Origin of the sequence: Bartonella sp. 220B (assembly GCF_026930205.1) — a bacterium.
In the GTDB taxonomy this organism is placed as follows: domain Bacteria; phylum Pseudomonadota; class Alphaproteobacteria; order Rhizobiales; family Rhizobiaceae; genus Bartonella.
The window spans coordinates 1-21,588 of the sequence record NZ_JANHOI010000003.1; the positions used below are offsets into that span (position 1 = coordinate 1).

Genomic DNA, 21,588 nt, shown 5'->3' on the forward strand with positions numbered 1-21,588 from the left:
TTGAGCTCTCCATTTTCTATCCAAATAAAGGACTAAGTTAAAAATTAATATATAATCAAATCACGCGTATTTCTTTTGAATCTCCAAAGCAACAGCCGAAGGAACAGGCTCATAATGATCAAACTGCATTGTATATTGCGCACGCCCCTGACTCATTGAACGAAGAGTATTCACATAACCAAACATATTCGCCAAAGGAACCATTGCATTCACAACTGTAGCAATACCACGCGCCTCAGTCCCTGAAATTTGACCGCGACGAGAATTGAGATCACCAATAACATCACCAACATAATCTTCCGGCGTTACAACCTCTACCTTCATAATTGGCTCGAGAAGTTGTGCACCCGCTTTTTTTGCTCCATCACGAAAAGCTGCACGAGCAGCAATCTCAAAAGCCAAAACGGAAGAATCAACATCGTGATAACCACCATCAATCAGTGTAGCCTTTACACCAAGCATAGGGAAACCCGCAAGAGGGCCTGATCCCATGACACTTTCAATCCCCTTTTGAACACCAGGAATATATTCCTTAGGAACAGCACCACCAACAATCTTTGACTCAAAGAGGAAATCATCACCATCATGAGGTTCAAAAATAATTTTAACACGAGCAAACTGCCCAGCACCACCAGATTGCTTCTTATGCGTATAATCAATTTCTGCTGTTTTGGTAATCGATTCACGATAAGCAACTTGAGGCTGCCCAATATTTGCCTCAACTTTAAATTCGCGCCGCATACGATCAACAATAATATCAAGATGAAGCTCACCCATTCCAGCTATAATGGTTTGCCCCGATTCTTCATCAGATTTCACACGGAATGAAGGATCTTCAGCAGCCAAACGATTGAGAGCTATACCCATTTTTTCCTGATCTGCCTTCGTTTTAGGTTCAATCGCAATTTCAATAACAGGCTCAGGAAAATCCATCCGCTCCAAAATAATAGGCTTCAAAGGATCACAAAGAGTATCGCCTGTTGTAGTCTCTTTAAGTCCCGCAAGAGCAACGATATCACCAGCAAACGCCTCTTCAATATCCTCACGAGAATTTGAGTGCATCTGAAGCATACGCCCCAAACGCTCTCTCTTTTTCTTCACAGTATTTTCAAGAGAAATACCTTTTTGAACCTTGCCAGAATAAATGCGACAAAAAGTCAACGACCCAACAAACGGATCGTTCATAATTTTAAAAGCAAGCATAGAGAGCGGAGCATCATCCGAAGATTCACGGGTTGCTTCAGACTCAGTCTTCACATCAACACCACTAATTGCGGGAACATCAACCGGAGAAGGAAGGTAAGAAACAACAGCATCCAAAAGCGGTTGAACTCCTTTGTTCTTAAAAGCAGTACCACAGAGAACTGGATGAAACTGAACCTCTATCGTTCCCTTACGAATAAGAGAAACAAGCTGTTCATTTGTTGGCATAACACCTTCCAAATACGCCTCTGTCGCAGCTTCATCAACCTCAACGGCCATCTCAATTAATTTCTCGCGATACTCTTCTGCCTTCTCCTTCAAATCGGATGGAATCTCACTTACAACCGCCGAAGCACCAATGGAGCCATCCCATTTTAATGCCTTCATCTCAACAAGATCAACAACCCCTTCAAAATCATTTTCAGCCCCGATTGGCAATTGCAAAACAAGTGCCCTAGCCCCCAATCGAGAACCAACCATCTCTACACTACGATAAAAATCGGCGCCTATCTTATCCATTTTATTAACAAAAACCATACGCGGCACACGGTATTTCTCAGCCTGCCGCCAAACAGTCTCCGTCTGAGGCTCCACACCAGCATTTGCATCCAACAATGCTATCGCACCATCAAGAACACGCAAAGAACGCTCAACTTCAATCGTAAAATCAACGTGCCCTGGCGTATCAATGATATTAAAACGCCGCTTCCGCCCATCACGCCCTTGCCAAAAGGTCGTTGTCGCAGCAGATGTAATCGTAATACCACGCTCCTGCTCCTGTTCCATCCAGTCCATTGTAGAAGCACCATCATGGGTTTCACCAATCTTATGATTCTTACCCGTATAAAACAAAATACGCTCAGTCATAGTGGTCTTACCCGCATCAATGTGCGCCATAATACCAAAATTACGATAATCTTCAATTTTATATTCGCGAGCCATTATATTTGCCTTATCCTTAAACACGCCTACCAGCGATAATGAGCGAATGCACGATTAGCCTCAGCCATACGATGAACATCCTCACGCTTCTTCACTGCAGAACCACGATTATTAGCCGCATCCATCAACTCAGCAGAAAGACGATCAATCATTGTCGTCTCATTCCGCCCACGAGCCGCCGAAATCAACCAGCGGATAGCAAGAGCCTGGCGACGATCAGGACGAACATCTATCGGAACTTGATAAGTAGCACCACCAACGCGCCGAGAACGAACCTCAATATGAGGAGAAACATTCTCCAACGCCTGATGAAACAGAGCTACAGGATCTGTCTTCACCTTTTTTTCTACAACCTCAAGCGCACCATAGACAATACGCTCAGCAACTGACTTTTTACCATCAAACATGATGGCATTCATAAATTTCGTAATAACCAAATCACCAAACTTGGGATCAGGATTAATTTCACGTTTTTCTGCTCTATGGCGACGGGACATTAGCTTTGTCTCTCAATATTATTTTGGACGCTTCGCGCCATATTTTGAACGACGCTGTTTACGATTCTTAACACCTTGGGTATCAAGCAAACCACGAATAATGTGATAACGAACCCCGGGCAAATCCTTCACACGACCACCTCGAATCATTACAACAGAGTGCTCTTGAAGATTATGCCCCTCTCCAGGAATATAACCTATCACCTCAAATCCATTTGTCAAACGGACTTTAGCAACTTTACGAAGTGCAGAATTCGGTTTTTTTGGCGTCGTTGTATAGACACGCGTACAAACCCCACGCTTCTGCGGATTCGACTGAAGAGCAGGAACTTTATTACGCTTAACTGGCGCTACACGCGGCTTGCGAATCAACTGATTTACGGTAGGCATATAACCTTCCTCTTTTCGATCTAAGTTCGTCTTACCCACTCGGGCTTTATCATTTCTATTTATTTCGATAGGATCAAAATAAATATCTAAGCTTACACACAAAATCGGGCACGCCTGCTATAAACAGCTTACCCGACTACAAGCAGAGAAGGCACGAGCCTTTTGCATTGGCATTTGCTTTTAATCTTTTATAAACCTGTTTAAATGTCTCCTTCGAGCAAATACCCGAAATCATCAATCACTCTCACATCGGTTATAGTGGTCTCTAATAGCGAGAACACATACATTCGTCAAGAACTAAACATCAGAAAGTTTTTAAAAATAAAAATAAATTAAATGATAAGGCTTTAGTTTGGCTTTTACAGAAGTTCTTGATAAACTAGTTTTCCATAGTAATATCTCTACATAAAAAGCAGCAATCTAATTCAAAGAGCACAAATTTGCCGGATATTTATTAAGACATTTTAACGATGCAATAAAAAATTACACCGGTAACATTTAAAATATTTAAGATGAATACCATGAAAATAGTAACATGGAATATTGCGGGAATAAAAGCGCGACATGAAACATTGTGTCAGTGGTTACAGAAAAATCAGCCCGATATAGTCTGTCTACAAGAAATAAAAAGTACCGATGAAAATTTTCCCCGCGGTGCAATTGAAGGCTTAGGGTATCATATAGAAACACACGGACAAAAAAGTTTTAATGGTGTTGCGATTCTCTCTAAAAAAACACCTGATGAAGTTATGCGCCGATTACCAGGCGATGATAATGATGAACAAACACGATACATTGAAGCCGTTTATTCAACAAATAAAGGTGTTATTCGTGTTGTATCCCTCTATTTGCCAAATGGAAACCCTATCACAAGCGAAAAATATTCTTATAAAATAGAATGGATGGAGAGATTGTACGCACATGCAAAATCATTGCTTGCATATGAAGAACCCCTTGTCCTAGCTGGTGATTATAATGTTATCCCTGCCCCATTAGACGCCAAAAATCCTCAAGAATGGAATCATGATGCCTTATTCCTTCCACAAACAAGACAAGCCTTCCAACGCATGATTCATTTAGGTTTTTATGATGCTATTCGTAATGTCACAGAAACCCCCTCATTCAGTTTCTGGGATTTTCAAGCTGGTGCCTGGCAGAAAAATAACGGGATTCGCATTGATCATTTGCTATTATCACCAGAAGCTGTTGATCAACTTATCTGTGCTTATAGCCAGAAAGAAGTAAGAGGGTATCAAAAACCATCGGACCATACGCCTGTTTGGGCACATCTTAATTTCAATTAACGAGGGTACAACAGCTGATTTATTGAAATAAAAAAATATCCCACCCCAAATATAATTCGTGCTACACCGTACGTGACAATATATCTTAAACAATAAAACAAGAACAAAAAACTATAAATGAATGGAGGACATCATGAAAAAATCATTGTTAATATTTATTGCAGCAACGGCGATCGGGTTCACCAGTATAGCACACGCTGAAAATGATACACTCGAAAAAATAAAAAAAACAGGAGAGGTCACGCTGGGCGTTCGCGAATCATCAGGTTTAGCCTATGCCCTCGGGAATGACAAATATGTAGGTTTTCACACAGAAATGGCAGAGCGTATTATTGACGATATTTCAAAAAAAATTGGTAAACCAATCAAAATTCATTATCTTCCCATCACATCGCAAAATAGAATCCCTCTCTTAAAAAATAGCACCTATGATTTTGAATGTGGATCAACAACAAATGATATTGCACGTAGTAAAGAAGCCGCATTTGCTTATACCACTTATGTTGAAGAAGTTCGAATTGCTGTAAAGAAAAACTCCAACATTAAGTCTCTTGATGATTTAAATGGAAAAATAGTTGCAACCACTACTGGTACAACATCTGTTCGGCTTATCCGCAAAAATAAACGTGCAAAAAATATTCACTTTAATGTTGTAAAGGGCAAAGATCACGGAGATAGTTTCTTATTATTAGAGTCTGGCCGTGCGGATGCATTTGTTATGGATGCTTCAATTCTGGCTGGGCTGATTGCAAAATCAAAAAAACCATCTGATTATGTCATTCTTGATACAGTGCTTTCAGTCGAACCCATCGCTTGTATGCTCCGATTAAATGACAAAAACTTTGAAAAAGAAATAAATGACAGCATTGTGCGCCAAATCAACAACAAATCACTTGAAAAACTTTACGATAAATGGTTTATGAAACCGATTCCGCCCGCAAATACTATTGTTAACCTTCCTTTATCTCAAGCAACAAAATACGCTTGGGAGCATCCCAATAATAAACCTCGTGAAAACTATACAGAAAATAAATGATAGAATTTAAAAAAATAACCACACTTCTTGAAAATTGAGTGTGGTTATATTGGGGTTTATTTTTTAATAAATTCAGGAAAATCAATTAATGGACTTTTCTTTTCTTTGTACAGATGACCTTGCCCAAACGTTCGTGGCTGGATGTCTTGGAACCCCTGGTGTAAGTCATACCTACTTAGATACACTACTTGATGGCTTTAAAAATACGGTGATATTATCTGTTTCTTCACTGATCTTAGCTGTATTTTTGGGCATCATTATAGGAACAATACGCACCCTACCAAATACTTCCGTGATCCGTTGCTTATTGCGTTCTATCGGAAGTATCTGGGTCGAGATTATGCGTAACATTCCCTTGCTTGTACAAGTGTTTTTATGGTATTTTGTTGTGCCTAAAATTTATCCACCAGCGATGAGCTTTTCACCTATTCTTCTCATAACATGTGCCTTAGGTTTCTTTACATCCGCCCGCATTGCGGAACAGGTACGTTCAGGTATTGAGGCCATTCCTTCTGGACAACGCTATGCAGCTATGGCAATGGGATTTACGACCTATCAAATTTATCGCTATATCATATTACCGCGTGCTATGCGTACGATCATGCCCCCACTTACTTCAGAAGCAATGGGTATTGTGAAAAATTCATCTATAGCATTTGCCGTTTCGATAAATGAATTGATGCAGTTTCAGTACCAAACAATCGAAGAAATAAGCCATGTTTATGAGAACTATTTAATTGTCACGATTCTTTACATTTTTATAGCTTTGTTCGTATTCATTATCATGACAATTATTGAACAAATACTCAAAATTCCGAATATTCAAACAGAGGAACGCTGAAGATGATAAATTTCATAACCTCCAAGTTTGAATTTTCTTTTCCTTTCAATTTTTCAGACTTTGATTTTTCATTTTTTACTTTTGATATATTCTGTTCTTATATCCTGTCAGGTTTACTCTTTAGTGTTTTTTTAACTCTTTTTGCGACAATATTAGGACTTATATTCGGCACTCTCTTAGCAATGATGCGGCTTTCTTCTATGAAGTTGCTCTCTTGGTTTGCAATAATTTACATAACTGCCATGCGTTCAATACCGCTTGTTATGGTTATTTTATGGTTTTTTGTCCTTTTACCTTTCCTCACTGGAACATCAATTGGTGCAAATAAATCAGCGCTTATCACCTTCACCGCTTTTGAAACCGCTTATTTTGCCGAAATTATGCGCGCTGGTATAAATTCTGTTGCCAAAGGACAAAAACATGCAGGACAAGCGCTCGGAATGACATATTGGCAAAATATGTACATCGTCATTCTTCCCCAAGCTTTCCGAGATATGTTGCCAGTTTTTTTAACTCAAGTTATTATCCTCTTTCAGGACACAACGCTTGTTTATGCAATCAGTGGACATAGCCTTTTGAACGGTTTTGATATTGTTGCTAACAATTTTGGTGTAAAGCAAGAAGCCTATATCTTAGCGGCACTTTTCTATTTTGTTATCTGTTTTACACTGTCGCAGATGGTCGTGTATCTGCAGAAAAAAATATCCATTATTCGCTAATAGGAAAAAAAATGACTACTCATATGATCGAAATAAAAAATGTTTCCAACTGGTATGGCGAGATTAATGTTCTTAAAAACTGTACAACCAATATTAACAAGGGAGAAGTTGTTGTGGTGTGTGGACCATCTGGTTCAGGTAAGTCAACACTTATTAAAACCATTAACGCTCTCGTTCCTTTTCAAAAAGGTGAAATTTGGATTAATGGAATACCAGTTCATTCAAAACAAACGAATTTGCCTAAATTGCGTAGTCAGGTAGGAATGGTATTTCAACACTTCGAACTTTTTCCCCATCTATCCGTCACAGAAAATTTGACAATTGCACAAATTAAAGTCTTAAAGCGCAGCAAAAAAGAAGCTCTCGAGCGTGGTTTGTTATATCTTGAACGCGTTGGGCTTATCGATCATAAAAATAAATACCCTGGTCAACTATCTGGAGGACAACAGCAACGCGTTGCTATCGCACGTGCCTTAACTATGGATCCGCTTGTTATGCTTTTTGATGAACCAACATCTGCTCTAGATCCTGAAATGGTGGGTGAAGTACTTGATGTCATGATCAGCTTAGCAGAAGAAGGTATGACAATGATTTGTGTAACACATGAAATGGGATTTGCGCAAAAAGTCTCTGAACGTGTTATTTTCATGGATCAAGGAAAAATCCTTGAAGACTGTTCGTCAAAAGAGTTCTTTTCTGATCCACAAGCCAGAATCCCACGTGCACAGGATTTCTTGTCTAAAATCCTTAGCCACTAGCAGCATATTATAACCAAAAACCACTTCTTTATAACAAAAAAGGTCAAAATTTATATCAAGATACACAAAAAAATATTATAACGAGATATTCAAAAACTGTTATTTTTTAAAATATCACCAACCAGCGAGAGTGCTTTACGCTTTTCGAATTCATTACAAAGGGCAAAAGCATGCTCTTGCAGAGAGCGAATCCAATCTCGATCTTTTACATCAGCTTTTTGATAGGCTACAGTTAACATTGCTGTACCACGAGCAATTTTTCCTTCCTGAACCAGCATATTTCCAAGCATTGCTTGAGCTGAAGGATTTCCTTTTCTTGCTGAAAGCTGAAACCATCGTGCTGCCTGCACAAGGTTTTTCTCCTTTCCCTCGCCCTTTAAAAACATTTTTCCTAAATGGTACTGAGCTTTAGAATTTCCATAATTCATTGCAGCCTGCATATAAAGGCGAGCAGCGTAAGAAGGATTAGGTTTTATAGGTGATTGAGGAATGCCTTTTTTTATATACCCTGCAAGTCTAACCAATGCATCAGAAATATAGCTTGCATCTTCTGAACCTAGATCAACATCTTTTTCAACGATAGATGCAAAAAAATTGTATGCCTTATAATCATCTTCAGGGACACCATCGCCCTCTGCATAAATAGAGCCAAGCTTCCAGCGCGCATCGATATTTCCCATATCGGCAGCACAACGTAATGCTGAAAGTGCCTGATTTATTTGCCCATTTTTATAAGCAGACATACCGCGTTTTAAAAAATAAAACGAATCATTAATAACTTTTTCCTCACTATTTATATCTATGACATAAGCATTAGCAAGAACTCCCCCCAAAGTAATAATAAGGGCAGCTTTTTGCCACGCTTTAAACCTGTTCATCATCTAAACCTCCCCCATTCTCTCATTTTTAATCATTACTTTTGCTACAAAATGCTTTGTATGAACTCAAAATCTTTTTAGTACAAGAAAATCTCTTGAATATAAGAAGGTTAACAGAAAGATAAATAAATGGAAAACGCAAAAAGCATCACCTTAAAATAATCTTTTAATTTTATATCTAACAAATTGATTTTTAATCATAAATCAAAATTCTGTATTTCATAATAGATTGCTTTATATTAAAGTATATGGTTATTTCAACCTTCTTATTCCGAAATAGCAGACACTGCTCAAGAGAGAAATTGTGTGTACTGAAAAAGAGTTTTAAAATGGATAAAATATCAAGAAACCGTTTAAATCTTAAAAACAGTAAGCAACATTAAAAATAAACTAACAACTTATTTTATCAAAACAAAAACGATAAAGTTCAGTTGTATTTACATGATAATACTCACCAGTAGAACAGAGAATAAAAGACCAATTACGTCAAGCGTTCTAAAGCAACAGATATTTTCTTCTGTGTAGCATGCAACTCTACAATCCTGTCACGCTCAATCTCAACAATTTCCGGCTTTGCATTTGCTACAAATTTAGGGTTGTTTAATTTAAACGATATTTTTTCAATATCCTGTTCAATTTTTCTCATATCTTTCATCAAACGAGCACGTTCAGCTTCCAAATCAATCAACTGCCCCAATGGTAAACAAAAAATCGCCTCTCCCAAAATCATTTGTGCTGATATAGCTGGAATTTTATCAGAGAAATGAATTGTTTCAATACGCGCTAATTTTTTAAGAAGAGTATCATAGCGTTGCACACGCTCTCGCGTTATTTCTCCTCCTTCGACAATAACAAGAGGTGCTAACGTGCCGGCGGGAATATTCATTTCAAAACGCACAGATCGAATCCCACTAACAACATCAATAAGCCAATTAATATCAGCAGCAGCCTTTTCATCTGCAAACATTTCCTCTGGCCATTGTATCAATGCCAGCATATCCTGACGCTTCATGTTTGGTGTTTCTGTCAGAGACCACAACTCCTCTGTCATATGAGGCATAAAAGGATGAAGAAGCTTATAAACTTCATCTAAAACCCAAGCGGTACAAGCCTGAGCCTCATTTTTAGCTTCCTCATTTGAGCCTTGAAATATGGGTTTGAGAAGCTCCAAATACCAGTCACAAAGTGTATTCCAAATGAAGCGGTAAAGTGCACTAGCCGATTCATTAAATTTATAATTTTCAATACCAGTAGTGACTGCTGAAACAGTTTTAGAGAGCTCTGTTAAAACCCAACGATTAAGCGCAAGTTTTGCTTTTTCTGGCTTAAAATCTGGATCATGCTTAACACCGTTCATCTTTGCAAATCGGGTAGCATTCCATAATTTCGTAGCAAAATTACGATAACCTGCAATACGGGAAGGATCAAGTTTGACATCACGCCCTTGCGCCGCCATAATAGCTAAAGTAAAACGGAGTGCATCTGCACTATATTGATCAATGAGCTCTAATGGATCAATAATATTCCCCTTCGACTTTGACATCTTTGCCCCCTTCTGATCTCGGACCAAAGCGTGCACATAAACCGTTGGGAAAGGAACCTCACCCATAAAGTGCAGTCCCATCATCATCATACGAGCAACCCAGAAAAAGATAATATCAAATCCCGTAACCGATAGAGATGTTGGATAAAAAGTAGCTAATTCAGGTGTTTTATTTGGCCAACCTAGTGTTGAAAAAGGCCAAAGAGCAGAAGAAAACCATGTATCTAAAACATCTTCATCACGCGTTAACGCAACCACTTCACCATAATAAGAAAGAGCTGCAGATAAAGCTTCTTCTTCACTTTTTTCAACAAAAACCGTACCATCAGGACCATACCAAGCCGGTATCTGATGTCCCCACCATAATTGCCGCGAAACGCACCAAGGTTGAATATTTTGCATCCAATTGAAATAGGTTTTCTTCCAACTATCAGGAACAAATTGTGTTTTCCCTTGACAAACAGCCTCTATCGCTGGCTTAGCTAATTCCGCTGCATGAACATACCATTGATCTGTCAAGAATGGTTCAATAGGCACCCCACTACGATCTCCATGAGGAACAGTGTGTGGATGATCATCAACCGCTGCTAAATATCCTCCCTTTTCCATTAAAGAAACAATACGATCACGCGCAAAAAAACGGTCAGATTGATCTAATTTTTCCACTAAGAGCTTTAATTCATCTGATAAAACCAGCCCCTCAAAAAATGCTTCATTCTCACGAAGAAAAATCTCAGCCTTTTTTGTAAAAATATTAATCAAACGTAGATTGTTGCGTTGCCCTACTTCAAAATCATTAAAGTCATGTGCTGGTGTGATTTTTACAGCACCACTCCCTGCATCAGGATCTGCGTAAGAATCACCAACAATTAACAATCTACGTCCAACAAGCGGCAAGATAGCATTTTGACCTATAAGATTTTTATAACGATCATCTTCAGGATTAACTGCAATTCCCGTATCACCAAGCATTGTTTCTGGACGTGTTGTCGCTACTGTAATAAAAGTTGTAGCATCATTCGGATCAAAAACTCTACCTTCAAGTGGATATCTAAAATGCCACAAATGACCTTTAACTTCTTTTTGCTCAACTTCAAGATCCGAAATAGCCGTTAACAGTTTAGGATCCCAATTAACCAAACGTTTATCTCTATATATCAACCCTTGCTTATAAAGCGTAACAAAAACTTCACAAACAGCTTGGGATAAACCTTCATCCATTGTAAACCGCTCACGCGACCAATCACACGAAACACCAAGTCTGCGTAGCTGGTTTGCAATAATCCCACCAGCCTCATGACGCCATTCCCAAATACGCTCAACAAATTTTTTTCTCCCCATTTCTTGGCGCGTTGGCTCTTGACGCTCTGCAAGTTGCCTTTCAACAACCATTTGCGTAGCAATTCCTGCATGATCCATACCCGGCTGCCACAATACATTTTTACCTCGCATCCGCTGAAACCGAACGACAATATCCTGGATTGTCGTATTCAGTGCGTGTCCCATATGCAATGAGCCGGTAACATTGGGAGGTGGAAGCATAACACAAAAGGGCTCTGCATCACTTTTCGAACCTACTCCCGCTTCAAAAGCACCACGAGCTTCCCATCTTTTTGCAACCCGTTGCTCTATAGAAGCAGCATCATAGTTTTTTTCTAACATTCTACCCACCCATAACGCCGCTAAAAAATTCAGGAAATGATCTGAAATCCGATCACACTCCCTACAAACCTCATCCATTGATGTCAAGTTTGCAAAACCGCAAACAGAATTTCATATAAAATTAAAACGGAGAACGCAAAAAAATAATAAAAAAATAATTAAGAAGATTTCTTAATTGCCTTAACAATCTCTTCACGTAAAATATTCTCAAGCAAAACGGGTAATTTACATTGTAACCATTCTGCTATAGCCGGACGCAAGACATCCTTTGCAATCTTCTCCGCAGAAGAAAGACAATATTCAGATAATTCTACACGAGTAGTCGCTCTATTTCCTTCCTGTGAGACACGGCTCTCATCATTATACTCTTTTGTTTTATGAACAGGGTGTTGTTCCTCAGAAGAAAACTTTACCTTTTGTATATTTACGCCAACCGTACCATTTTCTGGCTCTACATTCTCTTTTTCTTGCATTGACAAAGAATCTTGGTTTTCAGAAGAAAGCCCAATACGATCAGCCAAAGCCCTCATTGCATCATCAACCGATAAAGTAGTCTCATAACCAGCTCTCACAGTTCCTTCTAAACGATCTGCAGAGGTATTCATTGCACCACCTTCATTTAAAAAGTGATCAGGTTGAACCGCATTTTCTTCGATTATTTCACGAATAGATGTCAAAATTTCATCCATACTTGGCTCACGTAACACGCTTGAACTCTGTACCATACTTAAAAACCTCTCAAAGACGCAACAACAAAGAGAATCACACCTTTAGTGTAAGCAAAAGAATCATAAGATCAACACACCTCTCACTATATTTTCAAAGGTGATTGTCATGAATAAGGCACTACACACAACTTTCTTTATTGATAAAACAACATCTAGACTAGATTTTCTAGAGATTCCCAACGATCAACAGTCCGCCCCGTATAGACTGAAATTATTTGCAGATTTAATTTAAAAAGCTACTTTTATGCACTATCGGATATGTTTAACCATTTTCAAACCTAAATAATTTGCAGTCAATTTACCAATGAAAGATTGAACACTATAGCTCGCAACAACAGCATTACGCTCTGCTGTCGCAAGTGCAATTTGAGCATTAATTAACTGAGTACGAGAATTTAAAACATCTAATGTGGTAGCTTGTCCCACACGATTTTCTTGAACACGCCCCTTAAGCGCAATTTCAGCAGCACGAACACTCTCGCGGTAAGCGATGACAGATGCGCGAGCACCCTCCAACTGAAACCAAGCAGAAGTAAGTGCTTGTCTTGTACTACTCTGAGCTAAATCAAGGTGAAGGCGAGCCTGCCCAAGTTGTTCCTTGGATTGGCGAATTTGAGCAGAGGTACGCCCACCTTCAAAAATAGGGACACTGACTGATAACCCTATTGATTTAGAAACGCCATCCTCCCCAGCACCACTGTAAACACGATTATAAGATGCTGTTGCAGAAAAATCAACTTTAGGAAGTAATGCTCCTTCTTTAGCCTTTACATTATAAAGCCCAGCGTCAACCAAATATTTTGCATAAAGAATTGCCGGATGCATAAGTACACTCAGTTGATAAGCTGCATCAAGATTCATCGGCAAATTTTTTGCCACTGGTGGACGCTGTAATTTTTCAGGTTCAAAACCAATAACTTGTCTATAGGCTGCTTCTGCTGATTTTACTTCAGCACGTGCAAGACTCAGTTCTGAAACAGCTACAGAACGTGCAGCTTGTGCTTGGGCAAGATCAACACGCCCTCCCTCTCCCACATCAAATTTTGCTTTATTCGAACGAACTTGCTCCTCAAGAGCAGCCAAATTTTCTCTACGAAGATCAGCAATACGGCGCGCTTGATACACATTAGCATAAGCTGTTACAGCATCGAGAAACGTATTTTGCTCAGCATTACGAAAATATTCATGCTGAGCCTGTAACTTAACCTGAGCTGAAGAAAACATATTCTGCGTGACAAAACCGTCAAACAATCTTTGATTTAATCTTATTCCTATAGATCCAGAAGTGGTATAAGGACCCACCATAGGCTTACTCCGCCCATAGCTTCCAACCCCTTCAATTTGTGGTAAGAGCCCGGAGCGTGCAATAACCACATCATCACGCGATATACGTACAGCGGCACGTTCACTTTTTAACTTAGCATTGTGTATATAAGCTTTAGCAAAAGCATCCATCAATGTTTCAGCACAAACAGCCCCTGATAGAAAAACACTCAAAACCAGCAACAAACTTGCCTGAATTTTTTTGTTTATTTTGAACACACTACACACAATAACAAATCCCACATTAATCATAAAATTATCTTTTACCTACAAACAAAACAAATACTAAAATATAAAATCAGGCGTTTTTAAAAAACCAAGCAAACCTTTTACAGCGAGGTTAAAAGCTCGACGCGACGCAATAATCCCATTTTCTTTTATATAAATCCGCGCAACACCGGAATTACCATGTCCTTCAACCACAATGAGACGCCCACCGTCTCTCACTTGATCAAAAATACCCTCTGGAACAAAATCAACAGCACCTTCGATAAAAATAAGATCATAAGGCCCTCCCATAACATACCCCTGCTCCAAAGGTCCATGAACCACAGCCACATTGTCACACTGATGACGTTTTAAAACTTCAATAGCTCGCTCTGAAAGAGCTTTATTACTTTCTAACGCAATCACAGAGCCTGCAAGTTTTGAAAGCAATGCTGCACAATAACCACTCTTCGCACCGATATCCAAAACAATATCCGATGGTTTTACAGTTGCAAGCTGTAGCAATTTTGCTAAAGAGACAGGTCCCATCGAATAGCATGCAGGGAGCCCATTTTCCGCTGGATATACAACAATATCAGTATCAAGATAACTTAAAGCTTTCATATCTTCTGGTACAAAGTCTTCACGCGGTACCGTTAAAAATGCTTCAAGAACTGATAAATCCGTTACATTTACTGTACGAATTTGATTGTCAACCATTTTGCGACGAAGCTCTGCAAAATCTGCAACCATAACGACACTTTTCTCCTACACATAATAAAAACTATAATAAAATAGCGATAATGAGAACCTAAAATCTTTCACTGTGGGTGTTACAAAAAAGGACGCTACCGTCAACAATGAGATTCTAATCGCACTATTTTTCATGCAAAAACACTTTACCATGAAGAGAAGCAGTTTACTTGCGCATATTATCCCCAAAAGCCATTTTATTTAAATTGGCTGGAGGCCTCGCCCGGAATCGAACCGGGATACAAGGATTTGCAGTCCTCTGCGTAACCATTCCGCCACGAGGCCTCATCAACAAAAATATTAGAGTGTCAATAAGGGAAGGCAACGCATCCGTCAAGCTATAGAAATCTTCTCTGTTCTTTTTTCCTCTTCTTCTGTAGTTTGTGGTATTTTTTTTAAAAAAAAGTAATTTTACTCTTTGCAAATCAGTATTGCTTTGCTATAGCCCTTGCAGCTGTATAATTCGGCACTGTTCCCCGGTAGCTCAGCGGTAGAGCAACCGGCTGTTAACCGGTTGGTCGCTGGTTCGAATCCGGCCCGGGGAGCCATATTTCTCCTTATTATATATAATCTACTGTTTTTGTTAGACTTTTTTTAAGTAAGGGATTGGAATTTTCGAATTTGCTCTATAAATACATTCTTTTTGCAAGAAATCTTCAAATTTTTAACAAACATGCCAGCATATCATGAGCTCAACGAATCAACTGAGAGATAATGATTAAGAGCATATAATGAATTAGTTTATCAAATGCCGCGTATATTCCCAATGGAACAAACTGCTGATTATTGGATAATCCTCCTATACGGCCAACATAACAAAAGATTCCTGTAACTTAGAAAGCTATGGAATAAATTGAAAATTTAAATCTTATTCCTGTTTCAGATGCCATGCCAATATAAGCGACACCATACTGCATACTGTTTTTTCCATTGCAATGCGTGACGAACAAAGGGCAAAATCCATCTCTATTTTCTACAGATGTATTAACATACAAGTGTAGGTAAGTGGGTATTTATAAAATTCTCATCAACCATAACGTTCTCTCCTTTAGAAATTAGATTAAGGAAATAAAACGTACCTTTTATTTAAATAAGGGTGTTTTTATTTAAATGCAGCAAGAAATATATAATAGAGCTTTCAAAGTCGCGTCTAAAGCGCCATATGGAAGATAATTTCTTTTCAAGATATTTTTAATGATACCATATATTCAAACTGTTCCCGCTGCTCAAAAGTTGAAATCTTTGAAATCCTCTCTTATTGAGCAAGAGCGCTCTTTATATATCTTCTGCTATATTTCAAACTGAGAAGAAATCAAAAAGAGAAAAATACTCCGCGATCTCTTCTCAAGATTGTCCTCAAGCAGCCTTCTTCACTGACTTGCGAAAACGAAAAGGCTTTGCACGTTTTGCGGCTGCTTTTGCTTTTTTATGTCTTTCATTGGGAGAAGGAGATTTCTTACCCTGTAACTGTTCCGCTTTATCTTTACAACTTGAAAATTGCTTCTGACGTTTAGATTTTCTAAAATGGAGTTCCTTACTGTTTTCTTTTTCTCCACCTTCTAATACAATCGACTTTTCTGGAAAAGCAGCAAACTGTTCTGGAACAGTTTCACGTACTAATCGCATACGAGTCAAGCGTTCTACAGCGCGCAATCTTGCCCCTTCAGCACCTTCATCAAAAAGTGTTATCGCTTCACCAGAAGCACCATTGCGTCCTGTACGACCGATACGATGCACATAACTTTCAGCTTCATCTGGTAAATCATAATTAATAACATGGCTTATTCCTGGTATATCAATACCGCGCGCTGCAATATCTGTTGCAACAAGAATCTGTACGGCTCTTTCACGAAAAGCTTTTAAAGCAGACTGCCGAGCATTTTGTGATTTATTTCCGTGAATTGTCGCCACAGAATACCCGCTCTTTGCTAAACTACGTGTGACAGCATCAGCACCGTGTTTAGTCCGAGTAAAGACAATCACGGAAGCAAAAACCGGATTTGTCAAAAGTTTACCTAAAACACTCTTTTTTTCACGCGTAGAAACACAATAGAGCTTTTGGATAATCTCCGCAGCTGTTGTCCCTTGAGGAGAAACCTCTATTTTAACTGGATCATTGAGCAAACACTTTGCAAGTCCCGCAATTTCTTTCGGCATTGTTGCAGAAAAAAGTGCTGTTTGACGCTCTTGATGTAAAAGTTTTGCAATATCCCGTACATCATTAATAAACCCCATATCTAACATACGATCTGCTTCGTCTAGAACTAAAAAACGAGATTGGGAAAGATTAACGCATTTTTCACGTACAAGATCTCTTAAACGCCCTGGTGTTGCTATCAAAATATCTACCCCAGCACTCATGCGCTTAATTTGTTTTAAACGTGATACCCCACCAAAAACAAGACAGGTCGAAAGATGCGTTCCTTTCGCAACAGCACGAATTGTTTCATCAACTTGAACAGCAAGTTCACGTGTCGGAACCAAAATCAAAGCACGCGCAGTTTTAGGGGAACGTTTATCACCCATAGCCAAAATCTGATTTAAAATAGGTAAACCAAATGCCAAAGTTTTTCCCGAACCTGTCTGTGCAATCCCTAACACATCATGCCCTTTTAGCATCACGGGAATCGCTTGTTCCTGAATAGGCTTAGGTTTACTCATACCTGCAATGAGCAAGTTCTTAATCAAAAGAGTAGATAAACCCATCTTTGTGAAAATATTTTCTTTATTATTCAAAATAAAATCTTTCCTCAGCTCAACAACTCTCAACGAGTAACAAGCTGAACTCTGTTCCTCAAGAATCCGCGCAAAAGAGATCTTGATATTTCAAATTTGTGAAGCAACGCTTGAAAGAGCGATTTGCGCAACCTGTGAACACCCTGAAATCAAGGTAAAGGCACATAAATCTTACTTATGTAAATCTTAATTTATAAAAAGCCAGTGAACTAGCTTAAACACCTTCATGGATATTATCGTTGGAATATGATCAAAAAGCAAGAAGTTTAAAAAAGTGATTTGTCATAAATAAAAAAATAATATTTTTATCTTTTATTTCTTTATTATGATTTCCTTCGGTAAATGTAACCTATTCAAATCAGGATAAATCTCTTGAAAAACCGGATTTTGTATAGTTTTCTGACCACCATAAATTAAAAACCATTGCATTTTACCAAAAATTGCCAAAGTTTTATATTGAATAATGCGGTCATCCGTCTCAAGCGTAGTCGGAATCAAAGCATAAAAAGTTCCTTTATCAGTCTGCAAATATTCTATATTTTTTTCATCCAAATGGTAAGCACCAGCAGGCAAATTTTCAAATTGAACATGCAACTGTTTAAGAAAACTGTGACGTAAATTGTCCTCTGTCGTATTCAACCGACGCGCTATTTCCTTATAGAGTCTATCAGGCATATAAGAAGCAATAAGTGCAAAATTCCCATTTTTTACAGCATTATTGACATCAATAATTAATCTTGAAAGTTCAGATTTTTGTATTGTCTGTAGCTCAGATGCTATACTTTGTTTACCAATACTCAAAAACAAAAATAGTCCCAGTAAAAAATAAAAAACAACTTTCATCCCTAATATCTCTCGTTTTTGCAAAAGCCTTAACTTGTCAAATGACAAAATCAAATAATGTTTGATCGTCGGTAATATCGCGATAACGCCAACCTAAAGCTTGAAACTTCTTCTCTAAGAGACAAAAATTATCGTATTTTTTTGTCTCAATTGCGATCAATACAGAACCAAAGCTTCTAGATGATTTTTTAAGATATTCAAAGCGCACGATATCATCATCTGGAGAGAGTTGAGCAAGAAAATGACGTAATGCACCAGGATGTTGCGGAAAACTAAAAATAAAATACTTTCTCAAGCCCTGAAAGCGTAAAGAGCGCTCTTTAATATCTGGCAAACGCTCAAAATCGAAATTACCACCTGAAATAACGAGAAGGACTTTTTTGCCTTTTAACTCTTGAGGGGAAAGGCTTTTAAGAGCATCAATTGATAAAGCCCCTGCTGGTTCCAAAACCACACCTTCAACATTAAGCATCTCAACCATTGTAGAACAAACACGATTTTCAGGAACTGTAATAACAGAATCAGCTGAAAATTGCTTAAGCATTGTATAATTTAACGCACCAATTTCCGCCACAGCAGCCCCATCTACAAATGTATCGATATTTTCAAGTTTGACACGTTTTCCACTCTTCAAACAAGCAAGCAAACTCGCCGCTCCTTGCGGTTCAACAAAACGAATCTCTGTTTTCCAACCATATTCATGTAAAAACTTACTCACTCCACTCGCCAAACCACCACCACCTACGGGGACAATGATTAAATCTGGTGCGCTCTCCCCATTGAGTTTTTTCCATTGCAAAACAGCCTCATTAAGAATTGTCGCTTGTCCTGTAATAATGCGAATATCGTCAAAGGGTGGAGCCATGATACCACCACCTTGTGAGACAAAAGACTGAGCTGCTGCATAACATTGATCAAATGTTTCACCAACTAAACGGATATCAACAAACTCTTCACCAAAAATGCGTGTCTTATCAATTTTCTGTTGCGGAGTCGTCACAGGCATAAAAATCACGCCTTTACGTTTAAAATAGCGACAAACAAAAGAAACACCCTGCGCATGATTCCCTGCTGATGCACAAACGAATGCAGAATCTTGAGATATCTTATCAAGCATTTCTGAAACAAAATTAAAGGCACCGCGAATCTTGTATGATCGCACTGGTGTTAAATCTTCACGTTTCAAATAAATCTCTGCGTCATATTTTTGACTCAAAAAATCATTTCTCTGAAGTGGTGTTTCAGCAAACACATTATGCAAAGCCACCATAGCTTTATTGACGTCTCGAATAAATTTACTCATAACACCAGTCATTTCATGCTTCATTAATGTTACATAGGTTTCTTCTAGCTCTAAAGGCAAACATTGTCAGTCAAAAATTGAATAAAATACGAAAAGTTCTACTCTTAATCATTAATTCTTGATTCAACAAAAGATATAGCTTATGAGAGAGCTCTTATCGCGGACGTGATGAAATCGGTAAACATAGCAGACTTAAAATCTGCCGGTCTAAGACCTTGCGGGTTCAAGTCCCGCCGTCCGCACCACCACAATCGGATTTTCCTTTTAAGAGCTGCTAGAGAATGATAAATTGAGCTGCTTCAGCAGTTTCTATAATGCATTTTATGCTACCAAAGAGCTCCATAATAACAATTTCAATTGCGAATCATAATTTCTTTGAACATGCATTTTAGAAGGACCAATAATCTCACAGCTCTTCCGCACCTCAACACAAGCAATGAAAAATTAATGCCCTCCTCTCTCAGCATAAAGGATAATATTTTATAGAGAGCAAAAAAGGTCCTATCAAAAGATAGGACCTCTTAAACAAATTTAATCTCACAAAAATTAGAATTTGTAAGCTAAACCAATACGCAAATCATTCGCTTTATACTTAAGTTCAATCTCATCTTTAAATTTCTTTTTACCAAAATCTGAATAACGATATTCTGCACGCGCAATAACTTTATCTGTCATTGCAAAATCAACACCACCACCAAGAGTATAACCAATCATTGCTCTCGTAACATCTGAAGTAGCATTAAAGGGCTCTGCTCCCGTAATTGACGTCGACAAAATATCTTGAAACTTTCCATAAGCGACACCACCAGAGATATAAGGCATAATACGACCAGCAGAATAACCAACACGCACCCGTGTAGCACCATTCCATTTTTGTTTTAAAGTATGAGTAAAAGTTATACTGCTTTTCTCTGCACTTTCTCCTGTTCTTGGCTTAGCTCTCATTACATAGCTCTGAGCTTTCTTTTCCAAGTTTCCTGAAACTTCACTTTCCTCAGACTCTTCAGATTTAAAAAGAGTTTTTGTATCTTTTCGGCCAATTAAAAGGAGATCCGTATCAATTCCCCAAATAAAATGATTACCGAGATCAAAATTGATACCTGCATAAAAACCACCTGTAAAACCAGAAGGTTCAGGCATATACTTTTTCTCAACAGGTATCCACTCTTTCTTTCGAGCCTCCTCATCAGGATAAAGAGGAACATCAAGATTAGGCGTAAGTGCAGAGGTTTTACTCGAAAAACCACCAATTTGGCCTCCGAAATAAAAACCTTCCCAAGAAAAAGGTGAAGCAACAATAACTGATGAAGCAACATGTTCTGACGGTTCAGAAATCACCACATCTGCTGCCTGTACCATAGAAGTTGAAACAAAAGCAAAAACGGATGCTGTTATAAATTTTGTATTCATAAAATTATACCCCACTGCTATTATTCAAATATAATAAAAAATCATATTTAACAAAAACAAAGTTTTACAAAATTCTATGCTTTAAACTTACACATACTTCTTTGCCTTTACACTAAAAATCAACTTTAGTAAATAAATTTTAATTATTTAAGAAATAACTAATACTTATAAATATAAAATTTTAATCTAAAACATAAGTTATATTTATTTTAAAATAATTATATTAAATAACATTAATGACTTTTATTGAATGACTTTTATTGCATTATTATTTATGATAATATTTCCATAAACAGATAGAAAACAACTTACCTTATTATAAATATAATTTATTAAATTATGAAAATAAGTTTCAATAAAAAATGAATAATAAAATCATTTTATACGAAAAATATTTCAACAAATATTATCGAAGGATAAGAAATAACTGATTGTATTTCAGTTCTTTGCTTTTAGAAATGTTTAAAGATTCTTACACTGAAAACACAATTTCAAGTGCTGCACCTAGAAAA

The 21,588-nt window shown here is 38.0% G+C and carries 17 protein-coding genes and 3 tRNA genes; 7 read left to right on the plus strand and 13 right to left on the minus strand.

All coding sequences use genetic code 11. The annotated features are described in order from the left end of the window. Positions 1–60: 60 nt before the first annotated feature. The 3 genes from fusA to rpsL are packed head-to-tail and all read right to left on the minus strand — an operon-like array spanning position 61 to position 3,032. Positions 61–2,145 (minus strand): elongation factor G, encoded by a 2,085-nt coding sequence (gene fusA / locus NPX99_RS02945; protein WP_269030294.1) that lies wholly within the window; start codon positions 2,143–2,145, stop codon positions 61–63. 26 nt (positions 2,146–2,171) lie between these two features. Next, entirely contained in the window at positions 2,172–2,642 is a 471-nt protein-coding gene (gene rpsG, locus NPX99_RS02950) for a 30S ribosomal protein S7 (protein WP_269030296.1), read from the minus strand. Between the two features lie 18 nt (positions 2,643–2,660). Then, entirely contained in the window at positions 2,661–3,032 is a 372-nt protein-coding gene (gene rpsL / locus NPX99_RS02955) for a 30S ribosomal protein S12 (RefSeq protein ID WP_004859227.1), read from the minus strand. 521 nt (positions 3,033–3,553) lie between these two features. Here rpsL and xth point away from each other — a divergent pair. The 5 genes from xth (at position 3,554) to NPX99_RS02980 (ending at position 7,690) form a co-directional block, all read left to right on the plus strand. Then, on the plus strand, positions 3,554–4,336 hold the full coding sequence (gene xth / locus NPX99_RS02960; protein WP_269030298.1) for an exodeoxyribonuclease III: 783 nt from the start codon (positions 3,554–3,556) through the stop codon (positions 4,334–4,336). Positions 4,337–4,469: 133 nt separating this feature from the next. Next, the gene (locus NPX99_RS02965) at positions 4,470–5,372 is read left to right on the plus strand and encodes a transporter substrate-binding domain-containing protein (protein ID WP_269030300.1); all 903 of its coding nucleotides are present in this window, start codon (positions 4,470–4,472) and stop codon (positions 5,370–5,372) included. An 88-nt stretch (positions 5,373–5,460) separates the two neighbouring features. Then, a complete protein-coding gene (locus NPX99_RS02970) occupies positions 5,461–6,213 on the plus strand; it encodes an amino acid ABC transporter permease (RefSeq protein WP_269030301.1) in 753 nt (250 codons plus the stop codon). Positions 6,214–6,215: 2 nt separating this feature from the next. Beyond that, entirely contained in the window at positions 6,216–6,932 is a 717-nt protein-coding gene (locus tag NPX99_RS02975) for an amino acid ABC transporter permease (RefSeq protein WP_269030303.1), read from the plus strand. Positions 6,933–6,943: 11 nt separating this feature from the next. Beyond that, complete coding sequence (locus NPX99_RS02980) at positions 6,944–7,690, plus strand: amino acid ABC transporter ATP-binding protein (protein WP_329957932.1); 747 nt, start codon at positions 6,944–6,946, stop codon at positions 7,688–7,690. Positions 7,691–7,779: 89 nt separating this feature from the next. Here NPX99_RS02980 and NPX99_RS02985 read toward each other — a convergent pair whose 3' ends face one another. From NPX99_RS02985 to NPX99_RS03010, 6 genes are all read right to left on the minus strand, one after another. Beyond that, positions 7,780–8,571: a tetratricopeptide repeat protein gene (locus NPX99_RS02985; RefSeq protein WP_269030305.1), complete on the minus strand. Its 792-nt coding sequence runs from the start codon at positions 8,569–8,571 to the stop codon at positions 7,780–7,782. A 478-nt stretch (positions 8,572–9,049) separates the two neighbouring features. Beyond that, on the minus strand, positions 9,050–11,773 hold the full coding sequence (locus tag NPX99_RS02990) for a valine--tRNA ligase (RefSeq protein ID WP_269030307.1): 2,724 nt from the start codon (positions 11,771–11,773) through the stop codon (positions 9,050–9,052). A 158-nt stretch (positions 11,774–11,931) separates the two neighbouring features. Next, the gene (locus NPX99_RS02995) at positions 11,932–12,498 is read right to left on the minus strand and encodes a DUF2497 domain-containing protein (protein ID WP_269030309.1); all 567 of its coding nucleotides are present in this window, start codon (positions 12,496–12,498) and stop codon (positions 11,932–11,934) included. Between the two features lie 252 nt (positions 12,499–12,750). After that, the gene (locus NPX99_RS03000) at positions 12,751–14,076 is read right to left on the minus strand and encodes a TolC family outer membrane protein (protein ID WP_269030310.1); all 1,326 of its coding nucleotides are present in this window, start codon (positions 14,074–14,076) and stop codon (positions 12,751–12,753) included. Positions 14,077–14,109: 33 nt separating this feature from the next. Beyond that, positions 14,110–14,784 carry a protein-L-isoaspartate O-methyltransferase family protein gene (locus NPX99_RS03005; RefSeq protein ID WP_269030312.1) on the minus strand — a complete coding sequence of 225 codons (675 nt, stop codon included), beginning with the start codon at positions 14,782–14,784 and terminating at the stop codon, positions 14,110–14,112. 211 nt (positions 14,785–14,995) lie between these two features. Beyond that, a tRNA-Cys gene (locus tag NPX99_RS03010) sits at positions 14,996–15,069 on the minus strand. 188 nt (positions 15,070–15,257) lie between these two features. Here NPX99_RS03010 and NPX99_RS03015 point away from each other — a divergent pair. Next, positions 15,258–15,332: transfer RNA gene (locus tag NPX99_RS03015), tRNA-Asn, on the plus strand. 808 nt (positions 15,333–16,140) lie between these two features. On the opposite strand, the gene NPX99_RS03020 is transcribed toward NPX99_RS03015, so the two are convergent. The 3 genes from NPX99_RS03020 to ilvA form a co-directional block, all read right to left on the minus strand. Then, positions 16,141–17,490 carry a DEAD/DEAH box helicase gene (locus tag NPX99_RS03020; protein WP_269030574.1) on the minus strand — a complete coding sequence of 450 codons (1,350 nt, stop codon included), beginning with the start codon at positions 17,488–17,490 and terminating at the stop codon, positions 16,141–16,143. A gap of 342 nt (positions 17,491–17,832) precedes the next feature. Further along, positions 17,833–18,363 carry a hypothetical protein gene (locus NPX99_RS03025; RefSeq protein ID WP_269030314.1) on the minus strand — a complete coding sequence of 177 codons (531 nt, stop codon included), beginning with the start codon at positions 18,361–18,363 and terminating at the stop codon, positions 17,833–17,835. 37 nt (positions 18,364–18,400) lie between these two features. Next, positions 18,401–19,678 (minus strand): threonine ammonia-lyase IlvA, encoded by a 1,278-nt coding sequence (gene ilvA / locus NPX99_RS03030; RefSeq protein WP_269030315.1) that lies wholly within the window; start codon positions 19,676–19,678, stop codon positions 18,401–18,403. Positions 19,679–19,825: 147 nt separating this feature from the next. Between ilvA and NPX99_RS03035 the strand changes: the two genes are divergently transcribed. Further along, positions 19,826–19,911: transfer RNA gene (locus tag NPX99_RS03035), tRNA-Leu, on the plus strand. A 301-nt stretch (positions 19,912–20,212) separates the two neighbouring features. On the opposite strand, the gene NPX99_RS03040 is transcribed toward NPX99_RS03035, so the two are convergent. Continuing rightward, the gene (locus NPX99_RS03040; RefSeq protein ID WP_269030318.1) at positions 20,213–21,076 is read right to left on the minus strand and encodes an outer membrane protein; all 864 of its coding nucleotides are present in this window, start codon (positions 21,074–21,076) and stop codon (positions 20,213–20,215) included. Positions 21,077–21,588: the final 512 nt, after the last annotated feature.

Excerpts from the sequence above, each read along its gene's own strand:
- fusA (WP_269030294.1), bottom strand. The coding sequence starts at position 2,145 with ATGGCTCGCGAATATAAAATTGAAGATTATCGTAATTTTGGTATTATG.
- rpsG (WP_269030296.1), bottom strand. The coding sequence starts at position 2,642 with ATGTCCCGTCGCCATAGAGCAGAAAAACGTGAAATTAATCCTGATCCC.
- rpsL (WP_004859227.1), bottom strand. The coding sequence starts at position 3,032 with ATGCCTACCGTAAATCAGTTGATTCGCAAGCCGCGTGTAGCGCCAGTT.
- xth (WP_269030298.1), top strand. The coding sequence starts at position 3,554 with ATGAAAATAGTAACATGGAATATTGCGGGAATAAAAGCGCGACATGAA.
- NPX99_RS02965 (WP_269030300.1), top strand. The coding sequence starts at position 4,470 with ATGAAAAAATCATTGTTAATATTTATTGCAGCAACGGCGATCGGGTTC.
- NPX99_RS02970 (WP_269030301.1), top strand. The coding sequence starts at position 5,461 with ATGGACTTTTCTTTTCTTTGTACAGATGACCTTGCCCAAACGTTCGTG.
- NPX99_RS02975 (WP_269030303.1), top strand. The coding sequence starts at position 6,216 with ATGATAAATTTCATAACCTCCAAGTTTGAATTTTCTTTTCCTTTCAAT.
- NPX99_RS02980 (WP_329957932.1), top strand. The coding sequence starts at position 6,944 with ATGACTACTCATATGATCGAAATAAAAAATGTTTCCAACTGGTATGGC.
- NPX99_RS02985 (WP_269030305.1), bottom strand. The coding sequence starts at position 8,571 with ATGATGAACAGGTTTAAAGCGTGGCAAAAAGCTGCCCTTATTATTACT.
- NPX99_RS02990 (WP_269030307.1), bottom strand. The coding sequence starts at position 11,773 with ATGTTAGAAAAAAACTATGATGCTGCTTCTATAGAGCAACGGGTTGCA.
- NPX99_RS02995 (WP_269030309.1), bottom strand. The coding sequence starts at position 12,498 with ATGGTACAGAGTTCAAGCGTGTTACGTGAGCCAAGTATGGATGAAATT.
- NPX99_RS03000 (WP_269030310.1), bottom strand. The coding sequence starts at position 14,076 with ATGATTAATGTGGGATTTGTTATTGTGTGTAGTGTGTTCAAAATAAAC.
- NPX99_RS03005 (WP_269030312.1), bottom strand. The coding sequence starts at position 14,784 with ATGGTTGCAGATTTTGCAGAGCTTCGTCGCAAAATGGTTGACAATCAA.
- NPX99_RS03020 (WP_269030574.1), bottom strand. The coding sequence starts at position 17,490 with ATGGGTTTATCTACTCTTTTGATTAAGAACTTGCTCATTGCAGGTATG.
- NPX99_RS03025 (WP_269030314.1), bottom strand. The coding sequence starts at position 18,363 with ATGAAAGTTGTTTTTTATTTTTTACTGGGACTATTTTTGTTTTTGAGT.
- ilvA (WP_269030315.1), bottom strand. The coding sequence starts at position 19,678 with ATGACTGGTGTTATGAGTAAATTTATTCGAGACGTCAATAAAGCTATG.
- NPX99_RS03040 (WP_269030318.1), bottom strand. The coding sequence starts at position 21,076 with ATGAATACAAAATTTATAACAGCATCCGTTTTTGCTTTTGTTTCAACT.